Below are 22,234 nucleotides of genomic sequence, written 5' to 3'. Positions count from 1 at the left end.
TGAATCTAAATCTGAACAGGCAGGTGGGCGGACAATGCGCGCTGGAATTCAGCTGCACAAAATCCACCGTTGTTCTCAATCTTCACCCAGTCTGATAGCGGCGGCCTCTTAGTTTTGTGATAAATTACGAGTCCATTGGAATAAAGTGCCGCATCATAGCTAAAGCTGCTGTTCGCTGTCATGAGTACATCTGCCTTCTTCATAGCTTCGAAGGTCTCAAGTGCACCCAGGTCCAAATGCAAGTGCATACCGTGTTTGGCAAATGCCTCAAACTCTGCAGCAGAACCATTGCTATAAATGTTTATGTGGCATCCAAAACCGTTCGCTTTGAGCGCGTCCTCTATTGCGATGACGTTAGCGTAGATCCGGTCAGCACTCACATAACGTTCACTGGTCATGTTTGGAGAGACGTCGCCACGGCGAATATGCACTGCGACAGTCAGGAATTGTCCGACAAATTCCTTTTTTACGGAATTGTTAGGAACAACATTCCGCAACAAGTCCGGAAAGCGGTCACAGTGTTCATACATATGCGTAAACTCGATCAGATGCGGTCGAGACCATAGATCGGTTCGAAAGACGTACTTGCGGAAATCGATCAGCGGTAGATCAACATCGTCGCGTTGAGGCACGCCGGCGCCGAGATCGAAAGCTGCAGCGCAGCGCGCAACCCAAGTTTCTGGGTCTCCCTCACCGTGAGCGATCTCACCGAATGGCGTATGAGCGTATTTGACACCGATATCGTCTGCGGTCGCCTGAATCGTCAAACGAGAGAGGATCTGTGATCCTAGCCCATCCCTTCGGGTATGAGCCGTAAATACAGTATCCGGATGGATGCGTCCCGACCGAACACCGTTGATGATGCGCGCACAGAAATGTTTCTTGTCGCGTTTCACCGGCAGGCGTAGGGCTCGCTTGAGTTCCACCCAGGCGTATCGTCCGAGATATTTCAAACGGTGCTTGTCCATCATATTCACTTCGCCGATGCCCTATAGTTTTCAGTAGTCGCGCGTATCATAGCCGAGCTCGAAAATCAGGGATAAATTGACAGCATTTTGTATTTTCCCGGAACAGAGAACCAATCTCATTCACCGGCTTGAGCACTCGGAAGGAGGCTCAGGGGTCGATCCTGTGACGATCTGGGATCACCGACACGCCCCGATTGGTCGACACTGGCGAGTGCCTCATCGATGCTGCCGGGGCATTTGCCCAACGACCCGGCTATTTCGCTGACGATCCAGCGGCCGGCAGGTCCGGGAGGCTTTGCGGTCTGCCACTCCGCCACAACTGGATAATCTGCGGCATCGTAGGGCTCCACGTCCAGGCGAACGAGGCGGCCTTCCATGAGATCCTGATGGACAAGGCTGAATGGCATACCGCCCCAGCCCAGGCCTGCCAGCATCAATTGCCGTTTGGTGCCCATGTCACTGACGCGCCACGTGCGCTGGGAGAGAACATTGTAGCTCTTTCCTTCTGCCGGCTTCGTCGTGTCGGCTACGACAATCTGCACCTCGTCGCGAAGGTCGGTTTCATAGATCGTGCGATCGAGTTTCGCCAGTGGATGATCAGGCGCGGCGACCGGCGACATGAAGGACAATCCAACGCGGCGGGTTTCTATGCCGGGACGGGCCTCCCAGGATGAGCCGCCGATGCCGATGTCGGCACCGCCCTGTTCCACCATGCTGTTGACGAGGAATGGAGCGCCGACGGTAAGCCTGAGCAGAATGGTCGGAAACTGTTTCTGGAACCGCGCCAGGACGGCGATCAGCAGCGAGTCGGGCACCATGACACTGACGGCCAGCTTCAGTTCGCCTTCCAGGCCTTCGGTCAACGCCTTGCTGCGCGCCCGAAGCCCGTCCAGATCGGCCATCATACGGCGCGCGTCTTCCAAGATTGCCCTGCCGGAATCCGTGAGGATTGGCGCGCGGTTCTGGCGGTCGAACAGAACAAGCTGCAGCTGCGCTTCGAGGTTTGCAATCGTGTAGCTCACCACAGACTGGGCGCGATTGAGCTGTCGTGCAGCCGCCGAAAAACTGCCTGTGTCGGCGACAGCGAGAAACACCTGCAACTGGTCAAGAGTAGGATTCGGAAGCACGACCCATCCATTTCATCGATTGAATTCATCCATATTATCACAGTTTTATTGATGAGCAGACTGCATTATTTAACCGCTATCGCCGCTCTCCTCCCGGTGCGGCACAGAAACTCAAGATGATAGGTGTCCCATGACTTCCATCCTCCACGTTAGCGGCAGCACGAACGGCGAATCATCGCTTTCGAACCGCGTTGCTCAGCAGCTTATCGAAAACATTGCCAAGAAAACGCCAGGCGCCAAAATCGTCGAGCGAGACCTTCATGGCAATCCCCTGCCCCATATCGGCAGCGACTTCTCGACCGCCATCCGCCTGGCACCCGATGAGCGCAGCGAAGCGCAGGCCAAGGCCATTGCAGCATCGGACGTCATCGTCGACGAATTGCTGGCTGCCGACACAATTGTCCTGTCCACCGGTTTCGTCAACTTCGGCATCACCTCGACCCTGAAGTCGTGGATCGACCATGCTGCCCGCGCTGGGCGCACATTCCAGTACACCGCGAATGGCCCTGAAGGCCTGGTGAAGGGCAAAAAGGCCTATATCGTTGTTGCCTCCGGCGGCGTTTACTCCTCCGGTCCGGCCGCTGCCGTTGACTTCGCAGAACCTTACCTGCGCGCAGTGCTTGGCTTCCTCGGCATCACCGATGTCGAAACGATCCGCGTCGAAGGTGTCGCATACGGTCCGGAAGCTGCTGAAAAGGCAATTGCTGAAGCTGAAAGCCGCGCAAAGCAGCTCGCTGAAGCAGCCTGATTGCCGAGCCGGTCGCCCGATCATGTCGCGGCGACCGGAACCTGTCTTTGCTGTCGCGAACCTGGCTTTATCCAGCTTTCGGCGTTTTCGATCCGACTGTTCAGCAAGGGGTCCCGTCACATGGGGGCTTCGATCGGCGAGCGGCCCCTTCTTGAAGCTGGACGGGGTACTGACCGCAATTGCGCAGCGATGTCGTCTGCAATCCGAGTGACCGCAATCGCCTCAGGTCTCCCCAGCAAAAACCCTTGTAGTTCGTCACACCCGGAGCGCGCCAGGAACATCGCCTGTTCGATGGTTTCGACCCCCTCTGCCACAACCTTCATTCCAAGGCCTGCGCCAAGATCGATGATCGATTTCACGATCGCGCTTGCGTTGTCCTCAACTCCGAGATTGGCGACAAAGCTGCGGTCGATCTTGATAGCGTCGAACGGATATCGGTTGAGATAGCTTAGCGAAGAATAGCCGGTCCCGAAATCATCCAGCGCAATCGTGAAGCCGGCTTCCTTCACCTTGGTCAATAACTGCAGCGCACGAACATCGTCATCCATCAAGACGCTCTCTGTGATCTCGAGTTCGATGCGGCCAGGATCGACGCCAGTGCTCTCGACGATACTGAATAATTGCGTCAGGAAATCGGGATGGCGCACCTGGATCGGGCTGACGTTGATCGACAGCCGGCCAAATGGCAGATCCTCTTTCAAGATCCGGCATGCTTGTGCAATCACCCATTCGCCCAATGGTACAATCTTTCCGGATACTTCGGCGACCGGGACAAAATCGATCGGGCTCACATAACCACGCTCCGGATGGCGCCAGCGCAAAAGTGCCTCATGGGACGAGATTTCCCCTGTCGCTGCACAGATGCGGGGCTGCAGCAGAAGTTCGAACTGTTGCTTGGTCAGCCCGGCCTCGATATCGACTTCCAGGGCACGTCGCTTTTCAAGCAAGGCATTCATGCCCTGTTTGTAGATCCGCCAGGTGTTACGACCCGAGTTCTTGGCATGGTAGAGTGCCATGTCCGCGCGACCGATCAACTCTTCTGCAGTGCTGGCGTGCTCGGGGCAAAGCGCTGCGCCGACGCTGACACCGCATTTGGCACTTTCGGAGTTGCCGAGGTCATAGGGCTCGCGGAAGGCCTCGACGAGACGGCGACCGAAGTCCTCGAGTTGGGCACCGAAAGCGGCATTCGAGAGGATGATGGCAAATTCGTCTCCACCCAGACGGGCGGCAAAGTCTTGCGGTCCGATGAGGTGGGAAAGGCGACGAGCTGCCTCTCTTATCACTTCGTCGCCGGCTGGATGGCCATAGAGGTCATTGACGTCCTTGAAGTGATCAAGATCGATCAACACGACCGCACAGCTTGCACCTTGTGATGAGCGCAAAACACTCTGGTTCAGGCGTTCCGTGAACAGAGCCCGGTTTGGCAGCGCCGTCAGTGTATCATGCAGGGCCAGAAAGCGGATGCGCCGTTCAGCTTCCTTATGTTCGCGCAAATCGACCAGGCAACCGATATGCATGGACTGACCCCGGTACGTAATGGCCCGCCCACGCGCCTTGACCGGGATGACGTCTCCATCGGCACGGACGATATTGATCTCCCGATTGAACTGGCCGTTGGCATCGACTTCCTCGATCAAGGAAGCGTGATCCTGATCGAGGAGAAACTCCGATATGCGGCGGCCCTTGAGTTCGGCCAGAGGCAAGCCGACCAATTCCGAGAAATGTTCATTTCCGTCAACGATTTCGCTGCCATTATGCATGACGATCGCCTCAAACGTCGCATTGGCAAGTGTAGCCACACGCTCGTTCTCTTCGGTATTGCGCCTGACAGTCTGCAACTCATCGCGGGCCCGCTCTTCTTCCTCAACCTTATCCATGAGGCGGTTGAAGAGACCGGTCAGCTTTTCCGCTTCATCGCCGGCCACCTGGGGGAGCCGGTGCTTCAGATCGGCGGTGCCGCGGACCAGGTCATTCAATGCGTCTTCCACGTGGCCGACGCCCAGCCGGCTGCCATGTTCGGCAACGTTCAGTCCCATCTCTTCGTCGGGGGCGGACACGCGCACCCTGGTTGTTCTGGCCATGATCCAGAAGAAGGCCAAGCCGAGCAGGAACGACCAATAGAAATTGATGCCGACGCCGATGGACTGAATATAGAGCTGTTCAAGCCTGCCTCCGGTCGGCAAACGGTCTGCCGGCGCGATCAACGCCAATCCGAGTGTGCCGACGACGCCTGCAAATGCGTGGACACCGATCGCGCCCACGGCATCGTCCAGCTTCATCCAGCGTTCCAGGATTTCATTGCCGAATATAGCGACCGTTGCCCCCACCGAACCCAGAATAAGAGCTCCGCCCGGTTCTACGACGTGACACCCGGCCGTTATTGCCACCAGTCCTCCGAGCATGCCAGACATCGATTTCTCCGGAAAAATCAGACCATCCCGGTAGTAGCCGATGGTATACCCCACGCAGGCGCCTATCCCCCCTGCCAGGACCGTATTTAGAACAATCGGCGCGATGTCCGGCGAGGCCTGAACCGTCGATCCCCCGTTGAAACCGATCCAGCCGATGAAGAGCAACAGAGCGCCGGTGGTCGAAAGGACCGGGCTGTGGCCGGCGATACGAACTGGCCGTCCATTTTCATCGAATCGCCCGAGCCTCGGTCCAAGCACAAGGCATGCCGCAAGCGACACCCATCCGCCGGTGGAATGCACAACGGTGGAGCCGGCAAAATCGACAAAGCCGAGATTTGCCAGAAAGGCCCCTTCGCTCGGAGCCAGCGCATTGCCCCAGGCCCAATGGACGAAAAAGGGATAAATGAGGCCGCTCAACACCAGTGAGCCGAGAACATAGGCCGAGAGTTTCATGCGCTCGGCAACAGCGCCGGACACGATTGTCGCCGCGGTTCCACAGAACATCACCTGAAAGACGAAGAAGCCACTTTCCCATGGGGTTAAATGACGCAAAAAGAAGTAATTCTCGCTGATGCCGAATGGCAGCGCACCATCGGACGTTCCAAAGGCAATCATGAAGCCTATCGCAGCAAAGGCGACGACGCCAAAGACGAAATCCAGCAGGTTCTTCTGAGCGACGTTGATCGAATTCTTGGAGCGCACCATCCCCGCTTCGAGCAACAGGAAACCGACCTGCATCATCATGACCAATCCGGCAGCGACGATCAGCCAGACAAGGTCCAGATTGGCGGCAATTTCAGCAAGAGACGTGTCGCTTGCCAGCGCCATCGATGGGCTCAGGCATGTAGCGACACTGAAAAACAACCGAACGTATCGGCTCGAAAAACAGAAGTTTGACAACGACACCGCAATATCCAATCGAACAATAGCGGTATCAAAGCGACAATCATTTAAAATTGAGTGATTATTTCAAAGCTCATTTAGCAAGTGCAACAGGTTGTTCGCACCTGCACAGGTCCGAAGGGCAAGTTTTGATCGACGACAGAGCGATCAGGCTTACACCAAGCGAGACTTTTCACCGTCGGAGAACAGCGATGCGCCGTTCTGATCGACGATCTGCCGCGCCTTGCGGAAAGAGCAATCGAGCGCATCGTCCATCGATGAGAAGACATCGGCGCGAATGAATTTACGCTCGAGCATATCGTCGCCCACCTGCTTGACGATGCGACCGCCGAGACGAAACTGATTGCCTTCGCGGATCGGCTCCGCATAGATCGTCAGGCCGTTATAAACCTCAGGTTCTGCGGCCGCAGCCGCCTGCGGTTTTTCGGAAGAACCGCCGAAGAAGGCGGAGATGATACGTGAAAAAATCGAAGTCATGTTGATTTACTAGCATATCCTGTTTGCCGGAAGAAGTCCTGGCTACCGCAATGTCGGCATGGTGAACGGCATAATCTCGCATGCCGCTCAGATGATCAGATTGGCGAGAATCTCGTTCTCCGTGATATCCTCAAAGCCGAGGCCTGCCGCCTCAAAGCGCGCAAGAAGCTCGGGAAAGCTTGACCGGTCCCGTGTTTCGATACCGATCAGGATCGAGCCGAAATTGCGCGCAGACTTTTTCAGGTATTCGAAGCGTGCGATATCATCATCCGGGCCCAGAAGATTGAGGAAATCGCGAAGGGCACCCGGCCGCTGCGGCAGCCGCAGGATGAAGTATTTCTTCAGGCCTGCATAGCGCATGGCCCGCTCCTTGACGTCAGGAAGACGCTCGAAGTCGAAATTGCCGCCTGAGACGACGCAGACAACCGTCTTGTCCCTGAGCGCTTGCGGATCGAGCTGATCAAGGGTTGCGATTGACAGTGCACCCGCCGGCTCCAGCACGACGCCCTCGACATTGAGCATCTCGATCATCGTCTGGCAGATCGCGTTTTCCGGCAGCAACAGAACCTGGTCTGCGGCAAAATGCTTCAAGGCGGCGAAATTCAAGTCGCCGATCCGCGCAACCGCTGCGCCATCGACGAAATTATCGACCTTGGGCAGCGTCACGATCTCGCCCGTTGCAATGCTGGTCTTGAGACTGGGGGCACCGCACGGTTCGGCGAAGACGAATGCCCTCTCGTCAAGCACATCACGGAAATAGCCGGTTACGCCTGCCGACAGGCCGCCGCCTCCGACCGGCAGCACCACCAGATCCGGCACGACGCCTTCCGGCAATTGCTCTGCAATCTCTGCGGCAACGGTTGCCTGTCCCTCGATGATATCGGCATGATCGAAAGGTGGGACCATGTAGCCGTCATTGGCTTCGACATAATCGCGAGCAGCGGCATAGCACTGGTCGAAGATATCACCGATCAGGCGAATGGTGATGAACTCGCCGCCGAACATACGTGTCTTGTCGATCTTCTGCTGCGGCGTGGTGACCGGCATGAAAACCACACCCGGCACGCTGAAATGCTTGCAGACAAAGGCAAAGCCCTGCGCATGATTGCCGGCAGATGCGCAGACGAAGGTCTTGCCGGAGCCGCCTGAGGCAATGACCTTGCGGAAAAAGTTGAAGGCGCCGCGAATCTTGTAGGAGCGTACCGGCGTCAGATCCTCGCGCTTGAGATAGATCTGCGCACCGTATTTCGCGCTCAGGTGCTCGTTCAGCTGAAGCGGGGTCGCAGCGAAGAGCTCCCGCATTGCTACCGATGCTTTTTCCACGTCCGTTTTCATATCGTGCGGGTCCATTGAGTTTTATCGCGGGCCCCGCTATGGCATAAGCATCAGGCGGAGACCAAGACATTTCCGTATGAATCGCAATCGGGATGCATCTTCCTTGAACGCCAGCCAGTTTCGCTCCGTCATCTACATCGCCTCGCTTTGCGGTCTTTATCTGTCGACGGCGATGATGATTCCCGCCATGGTCGACCTTTATTATGGCAATTCGGACTGGCAGATCTTTGCCTTGTCCGCCTTCATGGTCGGCGGCCTGTCGCTGATGACCGCCATGGCAACGCGCGGTGCGCCACCCGTTTTCTCCAAACGGCTTGGCTTCCTGCTGGTCAATGTGCTGTGGGCGACGTTCTCCCTGGTCGGTGCCATTCCGCTTTTGTTTGCCGGCAATGAGCTGACATTCGCCCAGGCGCTGTTTGAATCCATATCCGCTATCACCACGACCGGATCGACTGTGCTGACCGGTCTCGATCACCTGCCTCCCGGCCTGTTGATGTGGCGGTCGCTGTTGCAGTGGCTGGGCGGTATCGGGATCGTGGCGCTCGGCCTGTTCGTGCTGCCCTTCCTGCGCGTCGGCGGCATGTCCTTCTTCAAGATGGAATCCTCCGATACCAGCGACAAGCCGTTTGCGCGCCTTGCAAGCTTCACCCGCGCCTTCATCGCCATCTATCTTGGCATTACGCTTTTGTGCGCCATTTTGTACGACGTCGCCGGCATGAGCCATTTCGACGCCATCAACCACGCCTTCACCACCGTTGCCACCGGCGGCTTCTCCACCCATGACGCCTCGTTCGGCTATTTCCGCAATTCGACGCTTTTGTGGATCTCGACGATCTTCATGACGATCTGCAGCCTGCCGTTTTCGATCCTGATCGTGTTTATCGTGCGCGGCAGGCTGGATGCGTTGCGCGACCCGCAGATCGTGGTCTTCATCGGCTATCTGATCGCATTCTCGCTGGTGACTGCGCTTTATCACCATCTGGCAAATGACATCAATTTCGGAACGGCGCTGACCCACTCCTTCTTCACCTTCTCGTCGATCCTGTCGACCACCGGTTACGCCAGCCAAGACTATACACTCTGGGGTCCGTTCGTCATCCTGGCGGCCTTTTTTGCCACCTTCATGGGGGGCTGCTCGGGTTCCACTGCCGGCGGCATCAAAGCCTATCGCTTCGTCATCATCGCCAACATCATCAATACCGGCATGAAGAAACTGCTTTATCCCAATGCCGTCTATTCCGTTCGCTACGGAAAGCTGACGGTGGATCCGGAGACGCAGCGCACCGTGTTCCTGTTCTTTGCGGCCTTCATGATGCTGTGGGCCGTCGGCAGTCTTGCCATGGGCGCACTCGGCTACGATCTGGAATCATCGACCTCTTCCGTGATCACGGCCCTTGCCAATGTCGGCCCCGGCATCGGTCCGGTTGTCGGCCCTGCCGGCAATTTTTCGACCATGGGCGATGCGGCACTTTATCTGCTGTCTCTGCTGATGTTGATGGGCCGCCTCGAAGTCCTTTCCGTGCTCGTTCTGCTGATGCCGATGTTCTGGAAGACTTGACTGTCGCTGCTATTGTTTCATTCTTTAGCAAAACGGCGCATTCTGGGGGGAGACAAGATGAGACAAACGGCAAAGCACAGCCTGCGCGCATTTTCTCGAGGTGCAGCCATGGCTCTTGCCGGCCTGATCGCCGGACTGTCGCCGGCTGAGCCCCTGCAGGCAGGCCCACTCGCAGATGCCGCAGCCAAGGCCGAGGAGAAATCAGCGTCCGGCGACAGCAAGGCTGCCTTCGACATCATGCGCGAGGCCTTCGGCGATTTCTCCGAATCGCTTCCCTTCACTGTGAGCCTTGCGACATTCGTCTCGGAAAAGCCTCCGGCCTACGGTGCCTATTCTGCGCGTTCGAGCGCAATCTTCAAGCGTGGGGAACCGATCGTCACCTATCTCGAATTGATCGGCCTGACCTGGAACGAGGTTGGCAAGGAAAAACAGCAGGCCAATTTCACCGTTGACCTGCAACTGGCCGACTCGAAGGGCGATACGCTTGCCGAGCAAAAAGGCTTTGGAAATTTCACCTTCACCGGTCACGTGCGCAATCAAGAGATCTTCACCCATCTCACGCTTGACGTCTCAGGTGCTGCGGCAGGGGACTACGTGCTCAGATATATCGTCAACGACGTCTATGGCGGCCATTCGGCACCGGTGGAACTGCCGTTTACGATTGCTACGCAGTAAGGGAATAGCTGATTCATGCATCAGCGCCTGGCTTCAAAGATTGACTGAAATCTTGCTGGTGCGGACGACGGGAATCGAACCCGTAAGGATTGCTCCGAGGGATTTTAAGTCCCTTGCGTCTACCAGTTTCGCCACGTCCGCTCTGCCCCTGTTTCGGATAGTTGACGCGACGCGTCAAGGTCGTTTTCAGTTCATGGTGGACTTGTTTTGAGGCAGTCGGCTTTCAGCAGGAGCGACGCCCTGCGCTCTCAGGCGGGCGAGTCCTCGAACAGAACGCCAAGCTCTGTCTCCGAGCGCCAGCGCACCTTGCAGGGATGGGCATCACCGCTGTCCAATTGCAGCTCGAATTGGTTTGGCACACCCAGCGTTGACGGCATCACCAGTTTCGCGCCTCTGCCGGCGAGGTTGCGAACAACACAGTCAAAGGTGGAGTACTTTCCGGGAAGCACGACATGTCCGCCCTTCAGGACACGAAATCTGTTTTCTGCGCGGCGCTCTTCATCCATCATTTCACCTGCCTTACCAGGACATCACTGTTGCCGACATAATAAGCATGCCTCCTAAACTGAGACTGAAGAATTTCATTCTATTTTGAGACATCTTGTGCCGCGACCATGAAAAGAGGCGCGGAGCAGGCCCCGCGCCTCGTCATACAATCAAAGATCCGGCCCGATCAGGCCAGCTTTGCGGCAATCTTGGCCACATGGGCACCCTGGTAACGTGCGCCTTCCAGTTCGATGTCGCTCGGCATGCGGGAACCGTCACCGTCCGTGATCGTGGAAGCACCATAGGGGGAGCCGCCCTTGACCTGCTCAACGCCCATCTGGCCCTGGAAGGCATAGGGAAGACCGACAACGACCATGCCATGATGCATCAGCGTGGGGATGAAGCCGAGGATCGTGGATTCCTGACCGCCGTGCTGGGTTGCGGTGGATGTGAATACCGAGCCGACCTTGCCGACGAGCTTGCCCTGAGCCCAATGCGCCCCTGTCTGATCCCAGAAGTTACGCATCTGGGAGGCCATGGTGCCGTAGCGTGTGCCGGCGCCCACAATGATGGCGTCATACTGATCAAGTTCCAGCGGCTCTGCAATCGGGGCGGGCTGATCCATCTTGAAGCCGGAGGACTTGGCCACTTCCGGGGGAACCAGTTCGGGAACGCGCTTGACCGTGACTTCGGCTCCAGCTGACTTCGCGCCTTCGGCAACTGCGTTCGCCATGATTTCGACGTGTCCGTAAGACGAATAGTAAAGTACCAGTACCTTGGTCATAATGGTCTCCTTGTTGATGTTGTCATCGACAACGGTATGAGTGCATTCGATCTAGCATTTTCGCGTGCCGGTGTAAGGGCTGCAAAAGGTGACGGACTGTTCATCAAGGTCGCTTTCTATGCGCATTCGTCGATCCGCCAACAGTTCTCGCCCTCCCGGTCACGATGCTCCGCAGGCGGTTTGCATTGGCGCGATGCGGTGCATAAATAGGGGAACGATCAAGCTGAGGAATTGTTCTGCATGAGTATGGCCAACACCTTCACCGCGGGAATGCTCGCCATTGGCGACGAACTGCTTTCAGGCCGAACCAAGGATAAGAATATCGGGCGGCTGGCAGAGATGCTGGTGCTGGCTGGCATCGACCTCAAGGAAGTGCGGATCGTCAGCGACGAGCAGGATGCAATCGTCGAGGCGCTGAATGCGCTGCGCGCCCGTTATACCTACGTCTTCACATCCGGCGGCATTGGCCCGACCCATGACGATATCACGGCGGATGCGGTCTCGGCGGCCTTTGGCGTTGCCTGTATTCATGACCCAGACGCGATGACGTTGCTGGCGGAAATGTATGCCCGTCGCGGCATGGAGTTTTCCGAGGCCCGCAAACGTATGGCACGGATGCCCGAAGGGTCACGTCATATCGCCAATCCGGTTTCCACGGCACCGGGTTTCATCATCGGCAATGTCCATGTGATGGCTGGCGTACCATCGGTTTTCGAAGCCATGCTCGACAATGTCATCCCGACATTGGAAGGTGGTGCGAAACTTCTGTCCGTGACTGTGCCCTGCCCGTTTGGCGAAGGCGATATCGGCACGCCTCTGGCGGCCGTGCAGAAAAATCATCCGGCAACCAGTATCGGCTCCTATCCCCAGTTCGACGGGGTCAAATTCTCCACCGAACTGGTGATCCGCGGACGCGAGATGATTGCCATCGATGCGGCCAAGGCAGACGTTGAAGACATGATTACCTCCATTGCGATGGACAAGGAGCAAAAGGCCCAGGAAATCGGCGGTCAAGTGGCCTGAAATTCGGAACATTCCGCCACACCTTTCAATTGACAGAGGTCAAGGCGACACGCCGCAATCGGTTGTCTAACATCGCATGTGGCGCAATGGTCGCAAAGGGAGAGCAAGATGGGTTACAAGACAATTCTATCTGTATTGGACAATCCGAAAAATGCCGCGCAGGTGACCGAGTTCTCGATCGCACTGGCCGAACAGTTCGGCGCGCATGTGGTCGGGCTTCACTCAGAAGCGATTGCCGCCATCCCGCTTGTGGCACCGATGGAGATCCCGGATCCCTCAACCGTCCAGGCGCTGCAGGAAATGGCCCAGGAAGAGACGCAGACGATCGAAAAGATCTTCTCCGAGCGCGCGAAACGCAATGGAACGGCTTATGAATGGCGCAGTTTTGTCGCCTCTGCAGGTTTAAGCTCCAGTTCCCTGATCCAAAGCGCGCGGACGGCCGATCTGGTGGTCGCTGCACAGGGCGAGAACGGCAGTCCGACGGATAACCGCGCAGATCTCGAGAACTTTCTGTTCGAAAGCGGTCGGCCCATGCTTCTCATCCCTTACGTGCTGAAACAGCCAAAGCCGATCCGCAAGGTGATGGTGGCCTGGAACGGCTCGCGCGAAGCCACGCGTGCCACCTATGATGCCCTGCCCTTTCTCAAGGCTGCAGACAGCGTGGAAGTCTATTGCGTGAGCCCTGGCGACAAGGGCGGTACAGAGCGCTTCGTACCGGGTGCGGCGATTGCAACCACGCTTGCGCGACATGGTGTCAATGTGACGGTGGAGACGGAGGAAGGCGACGATATGAAAGCATCCGTCGCCATACAGAACCGTCTGGCCGATAGCGGGATCGATCTGCTGATCATGGGGGCCTATACGCATCAGCGCTGGTGGGAGATGCTGTTTGGCGGCGTAACACGGACGCTGCTCGACTCCATGACCGCCATGACGCTTCTGTCGCGCTGAATTCCATCGGTCGCCGCTCTTGCCCAAGGGCGGCGATTGCCGCTATTAGCGAAAGCAAAGGACATCTGCCCGGATCGTGGGACGAGATACACGTTCTCTTCGTGGCTTTTTCTGACGATCAATCTGCACATTTCTGCAGACGAACGGCTGGCTGTCCCAAGCAGGGCCGGATGATCCGGTCACGATCCAATAGCAGCCGAGCGGAGTTCGTCGATGTCCCTACCTGAAAAAGCCTTCCCCGTTTCCTGGGATCAGTTCCACCGGGACGCACGCGCGCTCGCATGGCGCCTTGCCGGCACCGGCCAAGAATTTCGCGGGATCGTCTGCATCACCCGCGGCGGACTGGTTCCGGCGGCGATCATCTCGCGGGAGCTCAACATCCGGCTCATCGAAACCGTGTGTATTGCCTCCTATCATGACTATCTCAATCAGGGCGAGATGACCGTGCTTAAGGGCATCACCGCCGATCTTCTGACAGACGAAGGTGCTGGCGTTCTGGTCGTGGACGACCTGACGGATACCGGCAAGACCGCCGCAGAGGTTCGTGCCATGCTGCCCAAGGCGCATTTTGCCTGCGTCTACGCAAAGCCCAAGGGCGTGCCCCTGATCGATACCTTCGTCACCGAAGTTTCTCAGGACACGTGGATCTACTTCCCCTGGGATATGGGCTTCACCTACCAGGAGCCGATCGCCAAGGGTGCGAAGGGCTAATCTCAGCTCACATAATGTGTTTCAAAAGGCGCTTCATTGAGGCGCCTTTTTTGTTTTCAGATCCGGTGCGTAGCGTAATTCGCCTGCCCAATGCCTCACCGCGGTTGATCTTGCATCATAAGATGTATGCGTATTTTCATATTTATTAATTCATTGTGTTCGATATTGCTTATATTATCATCGCGAGTCGTGAGATGAACGGGCATGACGCCTGTAAATCCTGTGCGGGAATGAGACTTCCTCTCCGCGACGCGCATAGCATCCGGATACGCAGAGGTCACACGCCGTCATGATGAACTATGTCCGAAACCTCCCACTGACCATGAAGCTTGCGACGATCATCGTTGCGATAAACCTGATCGGCATTGTTGGCCTGGCCTTCTACACATGGTCGAGCGAAAGCAAATTCATGGTCGAACTGGCTGAGAAAGGCTGGCTTCAGAATGCGGATCAGTTCGGTTCCATCGCCGCCGGCGGTGTCAAATGGGGCAAGGTCGATGCCATTCGCGAAGCCTATGCACTGCACCGCGACGATCCGAAGCTGAACCTGGAACAATTCTACGCCTTCAACGCAAAAGGCGAGATGGTCGACAGCTGGACACGGGAAGGACTGAGTGACCTGCCGCCACTGGACAGTCTTAAGTCGCTCGCCGGAACAGAGCCTGCAGAGGCCAAGGTCAGCGAGGCAAATCTGTCGGATGGATATGTGGATATCGTATCGCCCCTGCCCGTCAGCAAGAACGGGGCGCAGAGTGGCTTTCTCATCACCACATGGTCGGCGAAAGCACAGCTGGCAAGCGCCAAGCACAAGGCGTTGATCACACTGGGTGCGCAGCTGGCCGTGATCACGGCATCGATCCTCGCTTTCCTCATGGCCATGCGCCATTTCGTCGGGCATCCGCTTAAGACGTTGAGCAATCGCATCAGTGCCCTCCACCAGGGCGATTTCGAAACACCTGTCGTCTATCAGCAGAACGGCGACGAGATCGGCTTCCTGGCGCGCGCCCTGGAAGTGTTCCGCAATGAGGCGATCAGCAAGCAGGAACAGAGCAAGCGTAGCGAAGAGCAGCGTCTGGCACTGGACGAGGAGCGTCAGCGCAGCGGCGAACAGGCGCAATCGGCGGCCAAGGTCCAAAGTGAGGTGATGGCTGCCCTCGCCTCCTCGCTGGAGCGTTTGGCCAAGGGTGATTTCACCGCCTATATCAAGGGCCTTCCGCCTGAGTTTGCCAAGCTGAGCGGCGACTTCAACGCCATGGTCGATGCCGTGGCCGAGGCGATCACCGAAATCAAGCAGGTCTCCATCTCGGTGCAAAGCGGTTCCGGCGAACTGGCCAGTTCGGCCGACCAGCTGGCAAAGCGGACCGAGCAGCAGGCAGCGGCCCTCGAACAGACGGCCGCAGCGATCAACGAGGTCACCGGCACCGTCGCCAACTCCTCCTCCAATGCCCAGAATGCCAGCCAGCTCGTCGGTGAGACAAAGCAGGGCGCAGAAAGCTCCGCACAAATCGTCCGCGAAGCCATCGGGGCGATGGACCGCATCCAGCAGTCGTCTGCGAAAATCGGCACCATCATTTCCGTGATCGACGAGATTGCCTTTCAGACCAACCTTCTGGCGCTCAACGCCGGCGTGGAAGCCGCACGCGCAGGAGAAGCCGGCAAGGGATTTGCCGTGGTTGCGCAGGAAGTGCGCGAACTGGCGCAGCGCTCCGCCAATGCAGCCAAGGAAATCAAGACATTGATCAGTGCGTCCGGCGCCGAAGTGTCAACCGGCGTCAATCTGGTCAATTCCGCTGGCGATGCCTTGCTGACCATTGGTGACCAGGTCAGCAAGATCAATGAGAGCATCCTGCAGATTGTCGCGTCCTATCAGGAACAGTCTTCGGGCCTGAAGGAAATCAATACCGCCATCAACCAGATGGATCAGGCCACTCAGCAGAATGCGGCCATGGTGGAAGAAACCAATGCCGCCTGCCACGATCTTCTGTCGCAAAGCAAGCAACTGCAATCCGCATCGGGACGCTTCAACGTCAAGGGCACGGGCCTTTCCAACGCCGCCTCGACCACGCCCCAAGCAGCAGTCTCAGCCAAGCCACCAGCAGGCCGCGCGGCGGCGCACGCAGCGCCGGTTGCCCGCGGCAACACCGCACTCGCCCAGAATACTTGGGAGGAATTCTGATCAGTGCGCCACTCACAAAAGCCATACTATCATCAACCACCAGGGATTAAGAGAGGAAGTGTCATGAAGAAGAGTTTTGCAGTGCTGCTATTGGCAGCGACAAGCCTGGTCTCCGCAATCGGGCTTGCCCATGCAGACGACGCCCATGTGGCACCAGTGACCGAATATGTTCAGGCGAATATCGTACCGTGGCTGAATGACCCTGTCATCATTGATGCGATCAAGGCACAAAATGCCGAGCATGCGGGTCTGGGCGAAGGCGATATCGACGCTTTGGACAAAACCTGGCGCGCTGGCGTTGACGGCGGCGACACTAGCCTGATCGACAAGGTTCTCGCAAATCCCGTGTCCGAGTTTCTGCGTGCAAAGCAGGCAGAATCAGACGGCGCCATCGCCGAAGTCTTCGTGATGGACGACAAGGGCCTCAATGTCGGACAAAGCGATATCACCTCGGATTACTGGCAGGGCGACGAGGCGAAATTCCAAAAATCCTTCGGTGCCGGCAAGGATGTGATTTTCGTGGACGAAATCGAAAAGGACGAGTCGAGCCAGACGCTTCAGTCCCAGGCATCTGTCACAATCAGCGACGAAGCCGGAACCCCAATTGGTGCCGTCACCGTCGGGATCAATCTCGACGCTCTTTGAGTGCATTGTGGCCGTGCTTTACGGTGCGGCCACAACTTTCTCGTTTCGACATGATCGCAGCCAAGGCACGCCACACGGCGCCTGAAACCGCTTGCGCGCATGTCCCGTGAGGCATCTCAGCCAAATTTCACCGGAAACGTATTCAGTCTGACACCATGCCCTTCAGGGCCTCTGATATCTTTTCTTCGTCATAGGGCTTGGAAAAGAAGCAGCCTCGGTCTGGCAACTCTTCAGCACAGAGAACGTGACGTCCGGATGCGATGATTATATGGATAGATGGCCAGTTCTCGTTCAGCCATTTGGCCAGTTCCAACCCATCCATTGAGCCTGGCATGTCGATATCGGTGAAAACGATGTCTATGTCCGAACTTTCGATAATTCTGACCGCTTCATCGGCATCGGCAGCTTCGAGTGCAGAAAAGCCAGCACTTTCCACCAGATCGACAGCCGACATGCGGATCAGCGGCTCATCTTCGACGACAAGGACGTTGATGTTGGCGCTTCCCTTGATAAGGGTCATGAGCCGAGTGCTTTCTGCCCGCTAGCCTGCGCGCTTTAAGTGCCGGTTTCCTGGATCAATGTCATCGGTGCCTTGAACAAGGCAACCAGTCCCGTCGAGTCGTAACGTTTGTCTGCGTGCCCCGTTCCCGCCAAACCCATTCTTATGAGACGCGATCCAAAACCCTTTTTTTCCGGCTCAGACACGGGCGGTCCGCCTGATTCCTGCCAGGACAGGCAAAAGACAGGCACATCGTCCTCCTGTTCGACAGACCATCGCATGGATACCTTGCCTGCCTCATTCGAAAGAGCGCCGTATTTGAGCGCATTCGTTGCAAGTTCATGCAGCAAAAGAGACATCGACAACCCGGCCTTCGGACCAAGCGAGAGGTCCGGACCCTCGATCTGCAACCGCGAGGCATCTGCGTGAAGCGCCATGACCTTTTCAATCACGTCTCGGATCTTCGCTGTCGACCAACTTTGCTGGAGGAGGACATCGTGCGCCGTGCTTAGGGCCTGCAAACGACCGGAGAAGGCCGCAACGGCATCCCTCTCGGTGACATCGCGCAAGGTCTGACCCGCGATTGCCTGAACCATTGCCAGCGTATTCTTCAGCCGGTGGCTCAGTTCCTGATTGAGAATCTTCTGTTCTTCCTCGGCCTGTATCTTGGCAAGGGCCGCATAAGTGCGGTCGGCAACGCCCCAGGCAAAATCCTGTTCATTCTTCGTCCACGTCCGCGGCCTGTCGTCATGAACGAAAAGCACACCGACGAGCAGCTTGCCCTTGAGGATCGGTACCTTCATCAAGGATCGCGCACCGATCTCCCGATAGTGGTCTACGTCGCCGCCCAGCCAGGCCATGGCGGGCACATTGGAGACCGTCAACGTATTGCCGGCCACCAGCCGGTCAATCGTGACCGGGAAGTCCTCGGCGAGATTTCGTCCGACAATGGAAATGGCGTCCGGCTTCGTGCAATCAAATTCCACCACGAATGCGCCAGATGACTGGTCGACAGCGCAATATCCTGCGCGGGCGGTCTCAAGTCCCTTGGCCAGAATATCCGCCGAGGCGCGCACAACCTCTGCCACGGTATCGGCATCTCGAAGCTGATCGCCAAGGCGAAGCAAGGCTGCTGTCTTTTCAACATTCAACTTGGCGTCGGTTGTGTCGAACACCGCCCCGACCATGCGGGTGATCTCACCCTTCTCGTTATGGACGAAGCGCGCGCGGCGGGACACCCATCGAAGTTTTCCGTCACTGGCCCGTTTTATGCGATAATCCACGTCGAGATCAGCCGTTCCATCACGCCTTCTTGCTGCGTCTGAGCGCAATTTGCGGTCATCTTCGACGACCACGGCCTCAATTGCGGCAGCGTGGTAGCTCTTTTCTATCGGAACACCAAAAATCCGGCAGAACTCGTCCGAGACGTGCAACATATTCGTCTGGATATCGAGTTCGAAGGTCCCGACACGCCCGGCCGCCTGCGCGCTTCTCGAGCGCTCCTCTTCCAACCGCAATTGCTCACTGATGGTTTCGCTCGATTTAGCCCTCGCCAGGCGCATCTCACTCAGGCGGCGCTGCGCTTCCGCCTCATGCGCCTTTTCCTTTAATGCCTTGCGGAGCTCCAGTTGCACCATCACCTGACGCGCCAGCACCCGCAAAGTCTGCTGCTGAACCTCGTTCAATTCGCGTGGCTCGTAATCGAGAACACAGACCGTGCCGATCGGCAGGTCGTCTGATGTTTTGAGAATGGCGCCCGCGTAGAAGCGCAGGTGGGGATCGCCCGTTACAAGTGGATTACAGTTGAAACGACGATCGACGGTCGCATCAGGAACCATCAGGAATTCGTCTTCCAGAATGGCTTTGGCACAAAAGGAACTCTCGAACGGCGTCTCACGCACACCCAGACCGACTTCCGCCTTGAAGAACTGCCTGTTGGCCCCCACCAGATTGACCACGGCAATCGGGGTTCCGCAAATGCCGGACGCAAGTGCGGCAATGTCGTCGAAGTCCTTCTCACGGGGGGTGTCGAGGACGTCATAACCGGCAAGTGCTTCCAGTCGGCGGCTCTCACGATTGCCGCCGTCAACCTCAACAATGCTCACTCACCAAAGTCCTTCGCTCATGACACCCAGCGCCTGATGCGCGCAGTTTGCATCATCTATAACAGTTGCGGAGCAGAAGCGAACCCAGCCACGATCGATTATTCGCAATTTCGTGAAATTCCGAAAACCTGAAAAACCCGCCAGACAAACAGTCTGACGGGCTTCATTGCAGGTTTTTCGATGCTCGCAATCAAGCTTGCACGAGCGCTGCCGCTGGATCAGGCAGCGATCTTTCGGGACATGGCAGACGGGCTGCGGTCATCCAGTTTGAACTGGCTGAGCTGCCCCTGAAGACCACGTGCCTCATTGGCAAGAACCTGGCTGGCAGCCGTGGTCTCTTCCACCATTGCGGCGTTCTGCTGGGTCATCTGGTCCATCTGGTTGACCGAGGTGTTGATCTCACCCAAGGCCACAGACTGTTCCTGCGCTGCACGCGCAATGCTGGTGACGTGATCGTTGACCTTGTTGACGAGGCCCTCGATCTCGGTGAGGGCTTCGCCGGTCGAAAGCACCAGAGACACGCCACCCTTCACTTCGTCCGCCGAGGCGTTGATCAAGCCCTTGATCTCCTTGGCGGCATTGGCAGAGCGCTGGGCCAGTTCGCGGACTTCCTGGGCGACGACGGCAAAGCCACGTCCGGCTTCACCGGCGCGTGCCGCTTCAACGCCGGCATTCAGTGCCAGAAGGTTGGTCTGGAAGGCGATTTCGTCGATCACGGAAATGATCTGGCTGATCTTGGAGGACGACTGTTCGATACGCCCCATGGCGTCGATCGCGCTTCTGACGATTTCGCCGGACTTTCCGGCGCTGTCCTTGGTCGTTGCAACCATCTTGGTCGCCTCGTTGGCGCGCTCGGTGGAGCTGCGAACCGTCGTCGTGATTTCCTCGAGAGCTGCGGCAGTTTCTTCGAGAGACGCTGCCTGCTGTTCGGTACGACGGGCAAGCTGATCGGCGGCCGAGCTCAATTCACCGGAGTTTTCGGTAATGGTCGAGGCCACACCGCGGATGTTCTGCATGGTCTGGCGCAGCGTTGCCATGGTGGCATTGACGTTGACCTTGAGCTCCGCGAATGCGCCCTGGAATTCGCCACGCATTTCCTGGCTGAGATCGGCCTTGGACAGGGCAGCGATCACGCGGCGGACTTCGGCCACGCCCAGATCCACGCTTTCAACCAGTGTGTTCACGCTCTCTGCAAAGTTCTGCAGGTCGCGGTCATCGTAGGTCTTGGTGATGCGCTGGCTGAAATCGCCGGCAGCGGCAGCGGCCACAATGCCACTGATGCTCGACTGCAGATCGGACTGCTGCGCGTGAAGGGCGGCTTCATTTGCCTCCATCTGGCGCATCTGACGACGGTTGGCCTGGAAGATCTCCAGAGCCCGTGCCATTTCGCCAATCTCGTCCTTGCGCTCGGAACCGCCGATTGTCGCGTCAAGATCGCCCTTGGCGAGACGGCTCATGACAGCCGTCAGTTCGCGTACAGGGCGGGAAATGCCGCGACCGCCGACAAACAGGCCAGCCAGAACGCCTGCGCCGATGAAGAGAGCGGCGGTGACGGACAGAACGATAATTGTAAATCCGGATTGGTCGAGTGCATTGGCCCGCGACTTCGACAGGCTTTCGCCGGAATAGGTGCTGTAGACCTTCACCGCGGAGGTCACGGCCTTCTGTCCTTCCAGAGCCTCGGCGAGAGCCGCCTGGATGGCGGCCGGATCGGGTGTTGGCGCAGACGCAACCGCGACCATGGCGCGGATCTGGTCGAAATAGCTGTTGAGCGAGGCGCGGATATCCTCAAGCTGTTTGACTTCCGTCTGGTCGGCTGTGGAGGCGATCTTGGGCAGGCGGCCCAGCATTTCCTCGGCGCGACGTTCGGTCTGCGCGGCAAAGTCTGCGGCCTCTTCCGGCGCAAGTGCCAGCTGATAGGTCATGCGGCTGATCGCGATGATATCGATTCTGAGGTCCATCGCTTCGCGGGCGACTTCTTCACGCTGACCGGTATCCTTCAAGGAGGACCCCAGCGACAGAAGGCCTTGCGCCCCGGCGATCGTGATTGCAAGTGCGGCTAAACCCATCAGGGCGACGACGAGATTGATCTTTTGCAAGATCGGCAGGTTCTTCAGGCTCATTGGCATATCCCCTAGCGTGGCAAGCCGACCGACCCGTTATGCCTCCCGTCAATCCGGATCTTCGACGAATGCTGTTGTATATGCAGAGTGCTTACCGATTACCTAACGTAAGATTGCATTTTCATGACGGTTGTCGTCATGCGCGCTTGAATGATCATTGGCTACTTAAACTGGAGGTAACTGCAACCGGATGCGGCAGCACAAGGTCGGCTCCACCGAGTCGCTGAGTCGCACCAGAATGGCACATTCGGTTATCCACATTCGCAATTCGGGGTAGTCACGCAAAGGCAACAGCTCCCCCTATTTCTTGCGATGCACAAGTCGCATGGCGCGGCGGATTTAAGCGCGGCGATACCGATAAAGGGCGCAAAAACAGGGGCTTTGACCTTTTTGCATTTCATCCCCGTTTTCCACAGATGGCACCACAATATCTGGTATTAATAAATTCGTCACAGACCACCCCTTGACGGAATCAGGTCATTTAAACTTAATGGGGACGTTGCGGCGGCGACGGGACGGGAAAGTAACG

General features: G+C 57.3%; 18 protein-coding genes and 1 tRNA gene. 8 read left to right on the top strand and 11 right to left on the bottom strand.

The window, feature by feature from the left end; all coding sequences use genetic code 11:
- Positions 1-5: 5 nt before the first annotated feature.
- Together ACQQ2Q_RS21365 and ACQQ2Q_RS21360 are read right to left on the bottom strand one after the other, a co-directional pair.
- The gene (locus ACQQ2Q_RS21365; RefSeq protein WP_428189162.1) at positions 6-971 is read right to left on the bottom strand and encodes a hypothetical protein; all 966 of its coding nucleotides are present in this window, start codon (positions 969-971) and stop codon (positions 6-8) included.
- Between the two features lie 113 nt (positions 972-1,084).
- A complete protein-coding gene (locus tag ACQQ2Q_RS21360) occupies positions 1,085-2,095 on the bottom strand; it encodes a LysR family transcriptional regulator (protein ID WP_428189161.1) in 1,011 nt (336 codons plus the stop codon).
- A 130-nt stretch (positions 2,096-2,225) separates the two neighbouring features.
- On the opposite strand from ACQQ2Q_RS21360, the gene ACQQ2Q_RS21355 reads away from it, so the two are divergent.
- A complete protein-coding gene (locus tag ACQQ2Q_RS21355; RefSeq protein WP_428189160.1) occupies positions 2,226-2,843 on the top strand; it encodes an FMN-dependent NADH-azoreductase in 618 nt (205 codons plus the stop codon).
- 116 nt (positions 2,844-2,959) lie between these two features.
- Here ACQQ2Q_RS21355 and amt read toward each other — a convergent pair whose 3' ends face one another.
- The 3 genes from amt to ilvA form a co-directional block, all read right to left on the bottom strand.
- A complete protein-coding gene (gene amt, locus ACQQ2Q_RS21350; RefSeq protein ID WP_428189159.1) occupies positions 2,960-6,082 on the bottom strand; it encodes an ammonium transporter in 3,123 nt (1,040 codons plus the stop codon).
- Between the two features lie 228 nt (positions 6,083-6,310).
- Complete coding sequence (locus ACQQ2Q_RS21345; protein WP_428189158.1) at positions 6,311-6,634, bottom strand: HlyU family transcriptional regulator; 324 nt, start codon at positions 6,632-6,634, stop codon at positions 6,311-6,313.
- 87 nt (positions 6,635-6,721) lie between these two features.
- The gene (ilvA, locus tag ACQQ2Q_RS21340) at positions 6,722-7,969 is read right to left on the bottom strand and encodes a threonine ammonia-lyase (protein WP_428189157.1); all 1,248 of its coding nucleotides are present in this window, start codon (positions 7,967-7,969) and stop codon (positions 6,722-6,724) included.
- A gap of 103 nt (positions 7,970-8,072) precedes the next feature.
- On the opposite strand from ilvA, the gene ACQQ2Q_RS21335 reads away from it, so the two are divergent.
- Positions 8,073-9,527, top strand: a complete 1,455-nt coding sequence (locus tag ACQQ2Q_RS21335) for a TrkH family potassium uptake protein (protein ID WP_428189196.1) — start codon at positions 8,073-8,075, stop codon at positions 9,525-9,527.
- Positions 9,528-9,584: 57 nt separating this feature from the next.
- Positions 9,585-10,202 carry a hypothetical protein gene (locus ACQQ2Q_RS21330; protein ID WP_428189156.1) on the top strand — a complete coding sequence of 206 codons (618 nt, stop codon included), beginning with the start codon at positions 9,585-9,587 and terminating at the stop codon, positions 10,200-10,202.
- A gap of 56 nt (positions 10,203-10,258) precedes the next feature.
- Here the strand turns inward: ACQQ2Q_RS21330 and ACQQ2Q_RS21325 are convergent.
- The 3 genes from ACQQ2Q_RS21325 to wrbA all read right to left on the bottom strand — a co-directional run bounded on the left by ACQQ2Q_RS21325 (position 10,259) and on the right by wrbA (position 11,472).
- Positions 10,259-10,343, bottom strand: a tRNA-Leu gene (locus tag ACQQ2Q_RS21325).
- Positions 10,344-10,450: 107 nt separating this feature from the next.
- Positions 10,451-10,711: a PilZ domain-containing protein gene (locus ACQQ2Q_RS21320; RefSeq protein ID WP_428189155.1), complete on the bottom strand. Its 261-nt coding sequence runs from the start codon at positions 10,709-10,711 to the stop codon at positions 10,451-10,453.
- A 164-nt stretch (positions 10,712-10,875) separates the two neighbouring features.
- Complete coding sequence (gene wrbA, locus ACQQ2Q_RS21315) at positions 10,876-11,472, bottom strand: NAD(P)H:quinone oxidoreductase (protein ID WP_428189154.1); 597 nt, start codon at positions 11,470-11,472, stop codon at positions 10,876-10,878.
- 240 nt (positions 11,473-11,712) lie between these two features.
- Here wrbA and ACQQ2Q_RS21310 point away from each other — a divergent pair, with 240 nt between their 5' ends.
- The 5 genes from ACQQ2Q_RS21310 (at position 11,713) to ACQQ2Q_RS21290 (ending at position 16,978) form a co-directional block, all read left to right on the top strand.
- The gene (locus ACQQ2Q_RS21310) at positions 11,713-12,495 is read left to right on the top strand and encodes a competence/damage-inducible protein A (protein WP_428189153.1); all 783 of its coding nucleotides are present in this window, start codon (positions 11,713-11,715) and stop codon (positions 12,493-12,495) included.
- 108 nt (positions 12,496-12,603) lie between these two features.
- On the top strand, positions 12,604-13,446 hold the full coding sequence (locus ACQQ2Q_RS21305) for a universal stress protein (protein ID WP_428189152.1): 843 nt from the start codon (positions 12,604-12,606) through the stop codon (positions 13,444-13,446).
- Positions 13,447-13,659: 213 nt separating this feature from the next.
- Positions 13,660-14,157, top strand: a complete 498-nt coding sequence (gene gpt / locus ACQQ2Q_RS21300) for a xanthine phosphoribosyltransferase (protein WP_428189151.1) — start codon at positions 13,660-13,662, stop codon at positions 14,155-14,157.
- A gap of 289 nt (positions 14,158-14,446) precedes the next feature.
- A complete protein-coding gene (locus tag ACQQ2Q_RS21295; RefSeq protein ID WP_428189150.1) occupies positions 14,447-16,333 on the top strand; it encodes a methyl-accepting chemotaxis protein in 1,887 nt (628 codons plus the stop codon).
- Between the two features lie 63 nt (positions 16,334-16,396).
- The gene (locus tag ACQQ2Q_RS21290) at positions 16,397-16,978 is read left to right on the top strand and encodes a hypothetical protein (protein ID WP_428189149.1); all 582 of its coding nucleotides are present in this window, start codon (positions 16,397-16,399) and stop codon (positions 16,976-16,978) included.
- Between the two features lie 142 nt (positions 16,979-17,120).
- Here ACQQ2Q_RS21290 and ACQQ2Q_RS21285 read toward each other — a convergent pair whose 3' ends face one another.
- The 3 genes from ACQQ2Q_RS21285 to ACQQ2Q_RS21275 all read right to left on the bottom strand — a co-directional run bounded on the left by ACQQ2Q_RS21285 (position 17,121) and on the right by ACQQ2Q_RS21275 (position 21,705).
- On the bottom strand, positions 17,121-17,498 hold the full coding sequence (locus ACQQ2Q_RS21285; protein WP_428189148.1) for a response regulator: 378 nt from the start codon (positions 17,496-17,498) through the stop codon (positions 17,121-17,123).
- Positions 17,499-17,533: 35 nt separating this feature from the next.
- Positions 17,534-19,582 (bottom strand): HWE histidine kinase domain-containing protein, encoded by a 2,049-nt coding sequence (locus ACQQ2Q_RS21280; protein WP_428189147.1) that lies wholly within the window; start codon positions 19,580-19,582, stop codon positions 17,534-17,536.
- 218 nt (positions 19,583-19,800) lie between these two features.
- Positions 19,801-21,705, bottom strand: coding sequence for a methyl-accepting chemotaxis protein (locus tag ACQQ2Q_RS21275; RefSeq protein ID WP_428189146.1), 1,905 nt, complete (start codon positions 21,703-21,705; stop codon positions 19,801-19,803).
- Positions 21,706-22,234 lie beyond the last annotated feature (529 nt).

The organism is Agrobacterium sp. ES01, assembly GCF_050320885.1.
GTDB lineage: Bacteria > Pseudomonadota > Alphaproteobacteria > Rhizobiales > Rhizobiaceae > Allorhizobium.
The sequence above is the reverse complement of the archived record's forward strand: the minus strand, read 5'-3'. Positions and strand labels throughout refer to the sequence as shown.